This is a genomic window from Streptomyces tirandamycinicus (genome assembly GCF_003097515.1).
GTDB lineage: Bacteria > Actinomycetota > Actinomycetes > Streptomycetales > Streptomycetaceae > Streptomyces > Streptomyces tirandamycinicus.
This window is the reverse complement of record NZ_CP029188.1, coordinates 389,905-403,273: the sequence shown is the minus strand read 5'-3', so window position 1 is coordinate 403,273 and position 13,369 is coordinate 389,905. Positions and strand designations below refer to the sequence as shown.

The window sequence follows — 13,369 nt, the reverse complement described above, 5'->3', positions numbered from 1 at the left end:
CAGTCTTCCAGCCGCGCACACGGCCCCCCAACCCGGACCTCCCTGGTCCCCGGGGAGGAGGGCGCCCCGGAGATCTCCCCGAGGCGGGGCGGGACCGTGGCCCCGGCCGCGCCGCCGGGTGCAGGATGGAAGGGACAGCCTTTCCCCCGGGGGTCTCCTCCGGGGTGCCGCTCCGCCCGCCAGGAGGACCGCATGCTTGCCGAGACGATCTGTGCCGCGGTGTCCGCGGCCGGGCTGGGTGTCGCCGCGGTCGCGGCGTACCGCAGGCGCTTCCTCACGGCGGCCCGTATCGCCGCGTACGCGCTGGTTCCGCTGGGCCTCGTCCTGACGGGCGTCGTGGAGTGGGCGGCCGGCACGGTCTTCAGCCCCACGGCCTGGGTGGGGGTGGGGCTGCTGGGTGCGGCGTGGGCACTGTTCATGACCACGCGCGCCGTGGAGCGGCGCAGGCTGGCCCGGGCCTCCGCACCGGACGGAACCGGCCCGCACGCCGTCGCGCCCTCGGCCTCGGCACCGGCACTCGGCAGGGCCGCGCGCCCGGCCGCCCGGTCCGGGGGAGCCGCCGAGGCCAGGGGAAAGGGATCCGGGGGAACCGCCAAGCCCAAGGGGAAGCAGTCCGCCGCCGCCTCGGACGACGACTTCAGCGACATCGAGGCCATCCTGAAGAAGCACGGCATCTGAGCACGGCATCCGAGCCCGGCGTCCGACCCCGGCGTCTGAGCACCGCACGTGAGCCCGGCATCCGAGCGCCGCAGCACCGCGCGGGCTGCGGCGCGGCCGTCCCGGCGTGGAGCGGCGATGCGCGGTCCGGGGTCGGGGGGCGGCGATGCGCGGCCCCGGCGGCGGACGGCACCACGGGATCCGGTGAACTGCCGCGGCTCCCAGGCGTGTTGGTCGATCATCGGGGCCGGTCCTGCGTCATCATCACCCCGAGATGCTGGATACCTCCCGGGGCCAGGCCCCCGCCCCCTCCGACGAGCCGCGAGGCTGTCTCTTCGCGCTCTCCCAGCCGCCCCTGATGATCTTCCTCGGGGTGATCGGCTGCCTGCTGCTCATGGCCGCGGTCCACGACCTGTTCCTGCTGTGAGCCGACGGTGACCCGACGAGAGCTCAGCCGGCCGCTTCCCTGCGGCGTGCCCGGTAGGCGGCGACGTGCAGGCGATTGCCGCAGGTACGGCTGTCGCAGTAGCGGCGCGAGCGATTGCGGGACAGATCGACGAAGGCCCGGCCGCAGCCGGGGGCCTCGCAGCGCCGCAGGCGCTCCTGCTCACCGGCCACGATCATGAACGCCAGCGCCATGCCGCAGTCGGCCGCGAGGTGTTCGGCGACCGAGGCGCCCGGCGCGAAGTAGTGGACGTGCCAGTCGTAGCCGTCGTGGTCCGTCAGCCGCGGTGTGGTGCCCGCGGAGGCCACCAGCCGGTTGATGAGGTCGGCGGCGGTCCGGGCGTCCGGCGCCGCGAACACGTTCTCGAACCGGTCCCGTACCTCGCGCACGGCGTTCAGATCGTGTTCACCGAGGTCGCCCACGTCACTGATGTTGTACTTCTGCACGAACGCGTAGAGCGCCGCCACGTCCCCGAGCCCGTCGTCCCCGCGGTCGTCCACCCCTGGGCCGTCCCTCTCGGGCGCGGTGTTCACCAGATCGACGACGACGTCGAGGGCGATGCGGGTGTCGTGAGGGATCAGCACGATTCGCTCCCTGGCCTGCCGCGGGCCGGCCGCCCGCCGAATTGCGCTGACTCTAGCCGGTTCCTCCGGGAGGCGACTGCGCCGTCGCCTCCCGGAGGAACCGGGACGCGACGGCGCCGTCGTCGCGGTGGTTTCCGCGGCGACGGCGCCGGAGCCTGCCCTATGCGGTTGTCCGTGTTCGTGCGGTGCCGTCTCCCCGAGTCGGACGGCGCCCGCTGCCCTCGTCCTGGTTCAGCTTTCCGCCAGGATGTGCGAGAGCTCGGTGTCGAGGTCGAAATGGCGATGCTCGGTGCCGGGCGGGACCGCGGCGTCCGTCCGCTTGAGGAACGACTCCAGGGCCCGTGCCGGAGCCTCCAGCAGGGCCTCGCCCTCCGGAGAGCTCAGTGCGATGCAGACGACGCCCTGGCCGTGGCTGCGCGAGGGCCAGACTCTGACGTCGCCGGTTCCGGTGGGCCGGTGGAGGCCCTCCGCGAGAAGGTCGCGGGCGAACACCCATTCGACCGTCTCCTCGGCTCCGGTGTGGAAGGTGGCGTGCACGGCATACGGATCGGCCGTGTCATACCGCAGGCCCGCGGGTACAGGCAGTGATGACTCGCTCGACACAACGAGGCGCAGGTGCAGCTCGCAGCTGACCGTGGTGTTCATAAGCGCCAGGGCCTTTCGCTCAGTGTGCGCTCGGGGATTCGCACGTCGGCGAAATCGACATGCCACCTACGGTGCCGTTGTAAACCCCTCTGCCCGTTTTGTGATCCTTGGGGTACCCCGTACGGAGGAGTTCGCTGTACGACCGTGCGGTCATTCCGGGAGGCTGATTCGTCGGGTACTTTTGCTTCATGAGTGCGGAGAGTGACGAGCGGAGCGGGGCCGCCGCGACTGCGGCCCGGAGTTCCGTCACGGGGGATGTGGCCGCGCCCGCCGGGCTGGTTCTGGGTTCGCGGGCGCCCGAGTTCGTGAAGAGACGCCGGACGCTTCATCTGAGCTGGCAGGTCGGCGTCTTCATCGTCGGCTTCGCGGTCGTCGTGGCCGGCGTGATCATGCTTCCGCTGCCCGGGCCGGGCTGGCTGGTGATCTTCGCGGGCATGGCGATCTGGGCCACCGAGTTCGTCTGGGCGCAGCTCGTACTGCACTGGACGAAACGGAAAGTCACCGAGGCGGCGCAGCGGGCGCTCGACCCCAGGGTCCGCAGGCGCAACATCATCCTGACCACCGTCGGACTGGTGATCGTGGGTGTGCTGGGCGCGGTGTACCTCTGGAACTTCGGGATCGAGATGCCCTGGAAGATCGAGCAGTGACCGGCGGCCCGACGGCCCGCCCGCGACGGCCCGGACGCGCTCTCCCGGGCCGGTGCCGAGGCGGCCGGTGAGATGGTCCTGAGGCGCCGCTGACATGGGGTAATGTGTGCGGTGCGCCCGGGCGATTAGCTCAGTGGGAGAGCGCTTCGTTCACACCGAAGAGGTCACTGGTTCGAACCCAGTATCGCCCACCACCCGGACCGGCGGCCCCGGAGACCGAGAGTCTCCGGGGCCGCCGGCATTTCACCCGTTCAGCGCATCCGGCCGAGGGTCTCCCGGATCCGGCGCGCGTCACGCAGCCGCTGCTCGTACGTCGCTCCCACGGCCAGCAGCAGCAGTCCCGCCAGCGCGGGCGGCAGCCAGCGCGGCAGGGCGTCGGCGACCTGGACGACGTACGGCGCGAGTTCGTGCAGCGCGACCAGGGCGAGCGTCAGACCGCCGAGGACCAGCGGTGCCCGGAGCCGCCGCCGGGCGCCGGCCAGCGTCACCCCGAGGGCGGCCAGGCCCAGGAGCAGCGGACGCGGCCAGTCGGTGTCGCCCCAGGCCGCGAGCAGACTCGGGACCAGGGTCGCTCCGAGCCCGGGGCCGTACGCGGTCCAGGACGAGGCGGACGGATCCGCGCGGCGCCGCAGTGCGCCCACGACCAGTGCCGGGACGGTCACGGGGAGGGTGTACGCCTCGGGGGCGCCGACGCCGGAGGCTGCGAGCCGCACCCATGCGGCAGCGACGAACAGCGCCACCGCCGCGTATCCGGCCAGGGGCCTGCGCTCGGCCCGTACCGCCGTGCCCGCGGCCACCACGCCCGCGAGGGCCAGCACCAGCGCCAGGGTCGGCGGGTGCGGCACCGCGAGGGCGACGGCGACCGGTACGGCCGCTGCGGCCGTCGCCTCCACCGCCGGGGCGACCGGGTGCCGGCCGAGCCGGGCGCCGAGCAGCGCGGCCGCCGCCGGTACGGCGAGGAGCGCGAGGCCGACACGGTGCCCCGGCAGCTCCGCGGCCGCGGCCGACGCCGCCACCAGCCCCGCCGTGCCCACCACGGTGGCGCAGGCGGCGACGGTCCGGACGAGCCCTCGCGCGGTCGCCGCGGCGACCGCGCCCAGGGCCACCAGCACGCCCAGCGCGGTGAACGTGGCGGGCCGGGTCGCCAGGCCGAGCAGCGCGGCGCCCGCCGCCGACAGCAGCCCGCAGACGAGTGCCGTGGCGGCCGTGGCGTGCAGCGGCTCGAGTGCGTGCGGGGGGAGCTCCGGCCGGACGGCCGGCGATGCGGCCCCGGCCGCGCCGGACCGCCAGTACCACCTCCAGCGGGGCGCCCGAGGCGAGGACCCGGCATCCGCCGCCACAGCGGGGTGTCGTAGAGGGACACCAGCTCCGGCGGCCAGAACCACTTGCCCTCCTCCAGCGGGGCGTCCCAGTCGAGTTCCCGGTCGGGGTCGAAGGAGTGCTTGGCCGAGGACTCGAGCAGGCGCGCGGCGACCTGTTCGCGGTCCCGCAGGGGCCCGAGGGCGTCGCGGAGACGGGTGAGATCGCGTTGGGTCACGGTCGTCATGCGACTTATGAGACTGCGCGTCAGCAAGGCCGTCAATCCCCTGTGCGCCACTTGGGGCCGCGCCGGGCGGAGGAGGCCGGCCCCCGGGCCGGTGCCCCGGCGAGAGCCGCGCTGCTCGTCCTCGCCGACGGGCGGTTCCCCGCGGGCGGTCACGCCCACTCGGGTGGCGCCGAGGCGGCGGTGCGGGCGGGCCGGCTCGGCGACGCGCGGGACCTCGAGGCGTTCTGCCGGGGACGGCTGCACACCTCGGGGCTCACCGCCGCCGGGTTGGCCGCCGCCGCCGCGCTCGGGCTGGACCCGCTCGCACTCGACGCGGCCGCCGACGCCCGCACCCCGTCGCCCGCACTGCGCGCGGCGGGGCGGAGACTGGGCCGGCAACTGATGAGAGCCGCGCGCGCGGCCTGGCCGTCACCGGAACTGGACGACCTTGCCCGCGCCCTGCCCAAGGGGGCGCACCAGCCCGTCGTGCTGGGTGTCACCGCCCGGTCCGCGGGCCTCGGCCCCGAGGACGCCGCGCACTGCGCCGTGTACGAGGCGGTCGGCGGCCCCGCCACGGCCGCCGTGCGCCTGCTCAGCCTCGACCCCTTCGAGGCCACCGCCGTCCTCGCCCGGCTGGCCCCGGACCTGGACCGGGTCGCCGAGCAGGCGGTGACCGCCGCCCGTCAGGCCCTCGAACGGGGCACCGGCGCCCTCCCCGCGGCCTCGGCCCCGCTGCTGGACATCGCCGCCGAGCAGCACGCCTCCTGGCCGGTACGGCTGTTCGCCTCCTAGAGCCGTGACCGAAGACGTCCACCCGCCCCCGATGCCCGGCACGGCACCCCTCCGCGTCGCCCCGCCGCGTCGCCGTGTCACCCGAGGAGATCCGGTACGAGGGCGGCCCTCCGCCGCGCAGTGCCCCGCACCGGACGCCGGGCCCGTCCCGGCAGGCCTCTCCGGCCACCGCGACCCCTACGGCGCCACGGCCCACGGCGCACGGTCCACGGACCGCGGCGCCCGGGCCGCGGCGCACCGCCCACGGCCCACGGACCGCGGACCGCCGCGCACGGACCACGAGCCGGTACCCGACCCCCGGCCCACGGCCACCCGACCCCACCACGACCGCCAGGAACCAGGACCACGCACCCCGGAGCAGCGCACGCTCCGCACCACCCCGAAGGAGCCGCCCATGCATCTCGGACACCCGCACGAGCACTCCGGCCCGGCGGCCGTGAGCGCCGACGCCGCACGGCCCGACGGCACCCGGCGCGCCCTGCGCGTCGGCCTCGGCGGACCGGTCGGCTCCGGCAAGACCGCCACCGTCGCCGCGCTCTGCCGGACCCTGCGCGACCGACTGTCCATCGCCGTCGTCACCAACGACATCTACACCCGGGAGGACGCCGACTTCCTGCTGCGCAACGCCGTCCTGCCGCCCGAGCGGATCCAGGCCGTCGAGACCGGCGCCTGCCCGCACACCGCGATCCGCGACGACATCTCCGCCAACCTCGAGGCCGTCGAGGACCTGGAGGACGCCGTCGGGCCACTCGATCTGATCCTGGTCGAGTCCGGCGGCGACAACCTCACCGCCACCTTCTCCAGGGGCCTGGTGGACGCGCAGATCTTCGTCATCGACGTGGCCGGAGGCGACGACATCCCGCGCAAGGGCGGTCCCGGTGTCACCACCGCCGACCTCCTCGTCGTCAACAAGACCGATCTCGCCCCGTACGTGGGCTCCGACCTGGAGCGCATGGCCCGCGACGCCAGGCGGCAACGGGGCGGACTCCCCGTGGTGTTCACCTCGCTGACCGGCGCCGACGGTGTCCGTCCGGTCGCCGAGTGGGTGGGCGACCGGCTCCGCGCCTGGACCGCCGGGTGACGGCCGGATGAGCGTCCGGGCCACGGCACGGGTCGTCGCCGAGCGCGACGGGCTGCCCGTGCTGCAGAGCGACGGCCCGCTGGCACTGCGCCGCACCCGGGCCGGCGGAGCGTACACGAGGGTCACCGTCGTCGGCGCCATGAGCGCCCCGCTCGGCGGGGACCGGCTGGCGATCGAGGCCGACGTGCGCGAAGGCGCCCGCCTCCACATGGACTCCGCCGCGGCCACGGTGGCGCTGCCCGGACGCACCCGGAGAGCCGCCGGGTACGACATCTCGCTGGGTGTGGGGGAGGGCGCCGAACTGCGCTGGCTGCCCGAGCAGCTGATCTCGGCCCGCGGCAGCGGACTGCGGATGCGCACGGGCGTGCAACTCGCCGCCACGGCACGCCTGGTGCTGCGCGAGGAGCAGATCCTCGGCCGGCACGGCGAGGAGACCGGCACGCTCGCCACGCGTCTCACCGTCCACCGCGCCGGCCGTCCCCTGCTGGACCAGGAACTCTCCTTCGGCCCGGGTGCGCCCGGCGGATGGGACGGCGGCGCCGTGCTCGGCGGGCACCGGGCGGTCGGTCAGCTCCTCGTGGTGGACCCCGGCTTCGACGACCGGCCCCCGGAGCCGCGCCGCCTGGGGGAGACCGCGGTGCTCACCCCGCTCGTGGGCCCGGCGTTCCTCGTCACCGCGGTCGCCCCCGACGCGCTGTGCCTGCGCCGGCTGCTCGACGCCGCCCTGATCGACCTCGCCGGCGGCTGACCCGCGGGCGCGCGGCACGCCGGGGGCCCGTCTCCCGCGAGGTGCGCCCGTCTCCCGCGACGTGCGGCCGTCTCCCGCGAGGCGCGGACGCCTGCTCGTGCCGGACGCACCCGAGCGGGAGACACCCGTGCCGGATGCATCGGGGCCGGACGCACCCGAGCGGGACGCACGGGACGCACCAGGGCCGGGCGCACCCGGGCGGGTCAGCGCCTCAGCCGGGGGATCCGCCCGCCCTTGGACCCGTCCGCCCGGGCGGCCTTCACCTTCACCGCGTACTCGTCCACGTACTGCTGTCCGGACAGGGCGAGGATCTCGTACATGATCTCGTCCGTCACGGCGCGCAGTACGGCCTTCTCGTTCTCCATCCCCTCGTAGCGGGAGAAGTCCAGCGGCTCACCGAAGCGGATCGTCACCCGCTTGATCTTCGGCAGGACCTGCCCCGGCGGCTGGATCTCGAAGGTCCCGACCATCGCGCAGGGCACGACCGGAACCCGGGCGGTGAGCGCCATCACCGCGACACCGACCTTGCCCTTGTAGAGCCGGCCGTCGTGCGACCTGGTGCCTTCCGGGTAGATGCCGAGCAACTCGCCCTTGCGCAGGACGCCGAGGCCCTCGCGGATCGCCGCCTGGCCCGCCTCCTTGCCGGAACGGTCCACCGGGATCTGCCCGGCGCTGCGGAAGAAGGCTGCCGTCAGCCGTCCTTTGAGGCCCGGTCCGGTGAAGTACTCGGCCTTGGCGAGGAAGGTGATGCGCCGCTTCAGGATGGCGGGCATCAGGAAGTGGTCGGAGAACGACAGGTGGTTGCCGGCGACGATCGCAGCACCGTCCGCCGGGATGTGCTCCAGCCCCTCGATCCTGGGCCGGAACAGAAGCCGCAGCACTGGGCCGAGGATGACGTACTTGAGCACGTAGTAGAACACGGTGTCGCTCCCAACTCTGCCGATTCGGCTCAGGGACCGGGTGGTGCCGGATCACGGCGTGACTGCACCCGGCGGGTCGATCCGCGCACCCGATCGTCCGTCCCGGTCCGACCGGACGCGTGCCGACTCCTTGCTCAGTTGTATGACAGCCTTTCAGCTGCCGCCATGGGTGGTGGGGGCACCTGAGTGCTGCGGTGACTGATCGTAGTGGGGTCGGCTCGGGTCGGCTCGGCTCGGCTCAAGTCGGTTCGGTTCGGTTCGGCTCGGGTCGCGAGCGAGGAGCCTTGGTCCATGGCGAGAGCGCCGGGTACCCGGTCCGCGTCCTCGGCGGCGGAGGCCCTTCCACGATCTGCGAGCGCGGACGATCCACGGAACCGTCAATGAACCACGGAACCGTCAATGAGCCACGGCACCGGTGACGATCCACGGGCGCCGTTCACGAAACACGGTGCCGGTGACGATCCACGGGCGCCGTCGACCCGCGGCACCCGGACCGGCCACGGCCCTCAGGTCGTCTTCGACACCAGCATCCCCAGCGTGACGAGCCCCAGCACGACCCAGGCGAACCACAACCAGCCGTTGCTGCCGAGCGCCGCGGTGTAGGCCGTCACGACCACCAGGGACGCCACGGTCAGCACACCCATCGTCTTCGTGGAACCGGTCATGCTCGCCCTCCTCCGGGCCGGCACCGCGGCTGGACCCGCGGTCGGGGCCGTGCAGCCATCGTCACCCCTGCCGAGGGGGGCGCGCTACTCTCCGGACTCTCCGGCCGGAGGCGGCCACACCGGGAAGGAGGCCCCCGCCGCGGGGAGGCCCCCGCACGGGCGGGCCGCGTTCAGCGGCTGCGTGCCTGGAGCGAGGCCAGATACGCGTTGTAGGCCTCCAGCTCCTTGTCGCCGTCCCGGTCCGCTGCCCGGTCCTTGCGGACGGCCTGGCGCTGCTCGGAGCGGTACCACTGGAACACCAGGGCGATCAGCACCAGCACCGACGGGATCTCGCTGAACGCCCAGGCGATACCGCCCGCGGCGTTCTGGTCGGAGAGCGCGCTGATCCCCAGCGACGCGGGAGGATCGGCGTACGCCCGCACCATCGGCTCGGACGCCATCATCAGCGCGATGCCGAAGAACGCGTGGAAGGGCATGCCGGCGAAGAGCTCCAGCATCCGCATCACATAGCCGGGGCGGTGCGGACCCGGGTCCACGCCCATGATCGGCCAGAAGAAGACCAGCCCGACGGCGAGGAAGTGCACCATCATCCCGATGTGCCCGGCCCTGGACCCCATCAGGAAGTCGAACAGCGGGGTGAAGTAGAGGCCGTACAGGCTTGCGATGAACATCGGGATCGTGAACGCGGGATGCGTGACGATCTTCATATAGCGGCTGTGCAGCAGGGCCAGCAGCAGCTCCCGGGGGCCCGTGCGGCCGCGGCCCGCCGGCGGAAGCGCGCGCAGTGCCAGGGTCACCGGCGCGCCGAGCAGCAGCAGGATCGGCGACAGCATGCTGATCACCATGTGCTGGACCATGTGCACGCTGAACATGACCATGCCGTAGTCGTTCAGCGCGGTGCACATCACCAGCGCGATGCTCAGCACACCGACGGTGAAGAAGACGGTCCGGCTCACCGGCCAGGCGTCACCGCGGCGGCGCAGCCGCAGCACGGCCCAGCCGTAGAGCGCGAGGCCCAGGAGGCACCCGGCCAGGAAGACCGGATCGACGGAGAGTTCCAGGCCCCTACCCAGCGTGAACGGCGGCAGGTCCGTCTGCATCCCGTGCTCGCCGTGCCCGCTGTGATCCATCTGCGTACTCCTGGGACGTCCTGTTTCGCGCTTGTTGTCCGGGCAAGACTAGAACCGCCCCCGGCCGCCGCTGCGACCGGGGGCGGTTCCACCGCTCGGGAGCCCGCTCTCAGAGGACCGTCTCGGCCTCTTCGTACCGCTCCTGCGGGACCGTCTTCAGCGTCTCCACCGCCTGCGCCAGCGGAACCATCGTGATGTCCGTGCCGCGCAGCGCGGTCATCATGCCGAACTCGCCCCGGTGCGCCGCCTCGACGGCGTGCCAGCCGAACCGGGTGGCGAGGACGCGGTCGTACGCGGTCGGCGTGCCGCCGCGCTGGACGTGGCCGAGGATCACCGGCCGGGCCTCCTTGCCGAGCCGTTCCTCCAGCTCGACGGACAGCTGCCGGGCGACACCGGCGAAGCGCTCGTGGCCGTACATGTCCTTGCCGCCCTCGTCGAACTCCATGGAGCCCTCCCGCGGCTTGGCGCCCTCGGCGACCACGACGATCGCGAACCGCTTGCCGGCCTCGAACCGGGCGCCGACCCGCCCGGCCAGCTCCTCGATGTCGAAGGGGCGCTCGGGGACGACGATGGCGTGCGCACCGGCGGCCATACCGGAGTGCAGGGCGATCCACCCGGTGTGGCGGCCCATGACCTCGACGATCAGCACCCGCTGGTGGGACTCGGCGGTGGTCTTCAGCCGGTCGAGGGCCTCGGTCGCGACGCCGACGGCGGTGTCGAAGCCGAAGGTGACGTCGGTCGACGCGATGTCGTTGTCGATGGTCTTCGGCACGCCGACGATCGGCAGACCGGCCTGGGCCAGCAGGTTCGCGGCCTTCAGCGTCCCCTCGCCGCCGATCGGGATGATCGCGTCGAGGCCCAGCTCGGCGACGTGCCCCTTGGCCCGCTCGACGCCGTCGACGAGATGCGCGGGCTGCACCCGGGAGGAGCCGAGGATCGTGCCGCCGCGGGCGAGGATACCGGCCACGGCGTCCAGGTCGAGCTTGCGGTAGTCGGCCTCCAGCAGGCCCTTCCAGCCGTCGTGGAAGCCGATCACCTCGTCGCCGTGGTCGACGACGGCGCGGTGCACGACGGAGCGGATGACCGCGTTGAGCCCGGGGCAGTCGCCGCCGGAGGTGAGGACACCAATGCGCATAGCCCGAAAACCTTTGCAACGTGGGCCGATTCCCGGACCACGTCGTCCGGTTGGATCCCTGCCACCCTACCGGCGCAGGGGGCGGGAGCCGAACCGGGCGTCCGAACAGTGGACACCGTATCCCGGTACGGCCCGGGCTGCCCCGAAGGCGCCCGCCCGGCGGCCCGGACCGGGCGGCCCGGGGGAGCCGGCCCGAGACGGTCCCGGGGGCGCCGGGCTGCCGCTCTCGGGCCGGCTGGATGGCGGTGGCGGTGGCGGTGACGGGGCGCCGGGCCGCCGATCTCAGGCGGGCTGGGTGGCGGCGGCGATACGCTCGGCCCGCAGCGCCTCGTACCACCGGTCGTCGGTGGGCGGCAGCGCGTTCACGTCGAGCGCCAGCTTCAGCAGCAGATCCGCGATCTGCGGATTGCGCGCCATCACCGGCCCGTGCATGTACGTCCCGAAGACGGTGTCGTTGTACGCGCCCTCGGTGCCGTCGCCGGTGCCGTTGCCCTTGCCGAGGACGGTCCGGGCGAACGGACGTGCCGTGGGACCGAGGTGGGTGATGCCCTGGTGGTTCTCGAACCCCGTGAGCTGCGGAAGGCCCAGCCGCGGGTCGATGTCCGCGAGCACGTCGCCGACGCACCGCTCGCCATCGCCGCGGGTGGAGACCACGTCGAGCAGGCCGAGGCCCGGTTCCCGCTCCCCGAGGTCGTTGATGAACTCGTGGCCCAGGATCTGGTAGCCGGCGCAGACCGAGAAGATGATCGCGCCGTTGGAGGCGGCCCGGGCGAGCCCGCCGTCGCGGCGCAGCCGCTCGGCCGCCAGCCGCTGCGGCCGGTCCTCACCGCCGCCGATCAGGTAGATGTCGCCGGACGTCGGCACCGGCTGGTCGCTGCGGACGTCGACACGGGTGACGCCCAGGCCGCGCTGGCGCGCGCGGCGCTCCACGACCAGGGCGTTCCCCTGGTCACCGTACGTGCTGAGCAGGTCGGGGTAGACCCACACCAGGCGCAGGCTGCTGTCGCTCATGCTCGTGTTCCTCTGCGGTCAGTGCGGTCAGTGCGGTCGGGGCGGTCAGTTGCCGACGCGGCGGCGGACGTCCTGGAAGGCGGTGTAGTTGGCGATCAGCTCGATCCGCCCGGGCGGGGCCTGCCGTACCGCGTCGTCCACGTCCTCGACGACCCGGAAGTCCAGGCCGGCGACCTCCAGGCGTACGGCCAGGTCCAGCTTGCGGTCCCCGATCACGAAGATCGGGTGGCCGGCGAGCCGGGTGTAGTCGACGTCCCAGAGCCAGGAGGTGTCGGTGCCGTCGGCGCCGCGCGCGTTGACGGAGAGGATCACCGGTGTGGGCGGCGGGTCGATGAGGGAGAACGTCTCCAGCCAGCCGGCCGGGTTCTTCGCCAGCAGCAGCCGCACGTCACGCCCGAGGAAGGAGACGACGTCGTACCGGCCGGCCACGGCCTGCACCTGGTACATGCGCTCCAGGGCGACCTGCGGCGGTACGCCGAAGACCGCGGCGACGGCGGCGGAGGTGGCGGCGTTGGCCTTGTTGGCGCGGCCCGGCAGCTGGAGGTGGATCGGCCAGGCCGAACCGTGCGGGTCGAGGACGTGGTCACCGCTGAGGGCCCAGGTCACCGAGGGCCGGCGGAACCCGCACTCGCCGCAGAACCACTCGTCCCCGGGGCGCTGCATCACACCGCCGCAGGCAGGGCAGGACCAGGCGTCGTCCTTCCACTCCTGGCCGGCGGCGACCCAGACGACGTTGGGGGAGGAGGACGCGGCCCACACGATCAGGGGGTCGTCGGCGTTGGCGATCACGACGGCCTTGGTGCCGGACAGGCCCTCGCGCCACTTCTCGGCCAGCATCCGGGTCTCCGCCGCGCGGTCCAGCTGGTCGCGGGAGAGGTTGAGCAGGGCGATGGCCTTGGGCGTGGTGTCGCGGGCGACCCCGGCGAGGTACTTCTCGTCGACCTCGATCACGCCGTAGCGGGCGTCCGAGCCACCCGCCAGCGCGGAGGTGATGCCGGCCGGCATGTTCGCGCCGAGGGCGTTGGAGACGACCGGGCCCGCGGCCCGCAGCGCCTCGGCGATCAGCCGGGTGGTGGTGGTCTTGCCGTTCGTCGCCGACACCAGGATCACGTCCAGGTGCTGCGCGAGCCTGGTCAGCAGATCGGGGTCGAGTTTCAGGGCGACCCGACCGCCGATGACCGATCCGCTGCCGCGTCCCGCCGCGCGCGACACCGCCGCCGCTGCCTTGCCGGCCGTCACGGCCAGCTTGGCACGCGGCGACAGCGGCTCTGCGTTGTCAGGGTGTCCTGCCATCGTCCTTGATCCTCCTTGCGTCGGTCCGGGCTCAGCCTATCGACCTCGGGGCGGCGGCCCGAACTGCGGCTCCGTCAGGAACCCGGAGGTC

The 13,369-nt window shown here is 73.5% G+C and carries 14 protein-coding genes, 1 tRNA gene and 2 pseudogenes; 7 read left to right on the top strand and 10 right to left on the bottom strand.

The window, feature by feature from the left end; translation table 11 throughout:
- Window positions 1–192 precede the first annotated feature (192 nt).
- A complete protein-coding gene (locus DDW44_RS01755) occupies window positions 193–678 on the top strand; it encodes a hypothetical protein (protein WP_108905320.1) in 486 nt (161 codons plus the stop codon).
- 253 nt (window positions 679–931) lie between these two features.
- The gene (locus DDW44_RS31895) at window positions 932–1,084 is read left to right on the top strand and encodes a hypothetical protein (RefSeq protein WP_017945528.1); all 153 of its coding nucleotides are present in this window, start codon (window positions 932–934) and stop codon (window positions 1,082–1,084) included.
- A gap of 23 nt (window positions 1,085–1,107) precedes the next feature.
- Here the strand turns inward: DDW44_RS31895 and DDW44_RS01750 are convergent, their stop codons facing one another.
- Together DDW44_RS01750 and DDW44_RS01745 are read right to left on the bottom strand one after the other, a co-directional pair.
- Window positions 1,108–1,686, bottom strand: coding sequence for a CGNR zinc finger domain-containing protein (locus DDW44_RS01750; RefSeq protein ID WP_017945529.1), 579 nt, complete (start codon window positions 1,684–1,686; stop codon window positions 1,108–1,110).
- 231 nt (window positions 1,687–1,917) lie between these two features.
- On the bottom strand, window positions 1,918–2,331 hold the full coding sequence (locus DDW44_RS01745) for an SsgA family sporulation/cell division regulator (RefSeq protein WP_003959770.1): 414 nt from the start codon (window positions 2,329–2,331) through the stop codon (window positions 1,918–1,920).
- A 188-nt stretch (window positions 2,332–2,519) separates the two neighbouring features.
- On the opposite strand from DDW44_RS01745, the gene DDW44_RS01740 reads away from it, so the two are divergent.
- Both DDW44_RS01740 and DDW44_RS01735 read left to right on the top strand, forming a co-directional pair.
- Window positions 2,520–2,978: a TIGR02611 family protein gene (locus DDW44_RS01740; protein ID WP_026282076.1), complete on the top strand. Its 459-nt coding sequence runs from the start codon at window positions 2,520–2,522 to the stop codon at window positions 2,976–2,978.
- 119 nt (window positions 2,979–3,097) lie between these two features.
- A tRNA-Val gene (locus DDW44_RS01735) sits at window positions 3,098–3,172 on the top strand.
- 57 nt (window positions 3,173–3,229) lie between these two features.
- Here the strand turns inward: DDW44_RS01735 and DDW44_RS01730 are convergent.
- Both DDW44_RS01730 and DDW44_RS01725 read right to left on the bottom strand, forming a co-directional pair.
- Window positions 3,230–4,261, bottom strand: a pseudogene (locus tag DDW44_RS01730) (SCO7613 C-terminal domain-containing membrane protein); the annotation flags it as partial.
- 44 nt (window positions 4,262–4,305) lie between these two features.
- Window positions 4,306–4,524, bottom strand: a pseudogene (locus tag DDW44_RS01725) (diiron oxygenase); the annotation flags it as partial.
- A gap of 51 nt (window positions 4,525–4,575) precedes the next feature.
- On the opposite strand from DDW44_RS01725, the gene DDW44_RS01720 reads away from it, so the two are divergent.
- The 3 genes from DDW44_RS01720 (at window position 4,576) to DDW44_RS01710 (ending at window position 7,124) form a co-directional block, all read left to right on the top strand.
- Window positions 4,576–5,295 (top strand): urease accessory protein UreF, encoded by a 720-nt coding sequence (locus DDW44_RS01720; protein WP_108908701.1) that lies wholly within the window; start codon window positions 4,576–4,578, stop codon window positions 5,293–5,295.
- Window positions 5,296–5,689: 394 nt separating this feature from the next.
- Window positions 5,690–6,376 (top strand): urease accessory protein UreG, encoded by a 687-nt coding sequence (gene ureG, locus DDW44_RS01715; RefSeq protein ID WP_017948388.1) that lies wholly within the window; start codon window positions 5,690–5,692, stop codon window positions 6,374–6,376.
- Between the two features lie 7 nt (window positions 6,377–6,383).
- Window positions 6,384–7,124 carry an urease accessory protein UreD gene (locus tag DDW44_RS01710; RefSeq protein ID WP_108905319.1) on the top strand — a complete coding sequence of 247 codons (741 nt, stop codon included), beginning with the start codon at window positions 6,384–6,386 and terminating at the stop codon, window positions 7,122–7,124.
- A 203-nt stretch (window positions 7,125–7,327) separates the two neighbouring features.
- On the opposite strand, the gene DDW44_RS01705 is transcribed toward DDW44_RS01710, so the two are convergent.
- The 6 genes from DDW44_RS01705 to DDW44_RS01685 form a co-directional block, all read right to left on the bottom strand.
- Complete coding sequence (locus DDW44_RS01705) at window positions 7,328–8,044, bottom strand: lysophospholipid acyltransferase family protein (RefSeq protein WP_017948386.1); 717 nt, start codon at window positions 8,042–8,044, stop codon at window positions 7,328–7,330.
- A gap of 506 nt (window positions 8,045–8,550) precedes the next feature.
- A complete protein-coding gene (locus tag DDW44_RS31890; protein WP_017948385.1) occupies window positions 8,551–8,709 on the bottom strand; it encodes a hypothetical protein in 159 nt (52 codons plus the stop codon).
- A gap of 170 nt (window positions 8,710–8,879) precedes the next feature.
- The gene (locus DDW44_RS01700; protein WP_027732822.1) at window positions 8,880–9,839 is read right to left on the bottom strand and encodes a cytochrome c oxidase assembly protein; all 960 of its coding nucleotides are present in this window, start codon (window positions 9,837–9,839) and stop codon (window positions 8,880–8,882) included.
- Window positions 9,840–9,948: 109 nt separating this feature from the next.
- On the bottom strand, window positions 9,949–10,974 hold the full coding sequence (locus DDW44_RS01695) for a 6-phosphofructokinase (RefSeq protein WP_018891134.1): 1,026 nt from the start codon (window positions 10,972–10,974) through the stop codon (window positions 9,949–9,951).
- 282 nt (window positions 10,975–11,256) lie between these two features.
- Entirely contained in the window at window positions 11,257–11,985 is a 729-nt protein-coding gene (locus DDW44_RS01690; protein ID WP_017948382.1) for a type 1 glutamine amidotransferase, read from the bottom strand.
- Between the two features lie 45 nt (window positions 11,986–12,030).
- Window positions 12,031–13,278 (bottom strand): MurT ligase domain-containing protein, encoded by a 1,248-nt coding sequence (locus DDW44_RS01685; protein ID WP_017948381.1) that lies wholly within the window; start codon window positions 13,276–13,278, stop codon window positions 12,031–12,033.
- Between the last annotated feature and the right edge of the window lie 91 nt (window positions 13,279–13,369).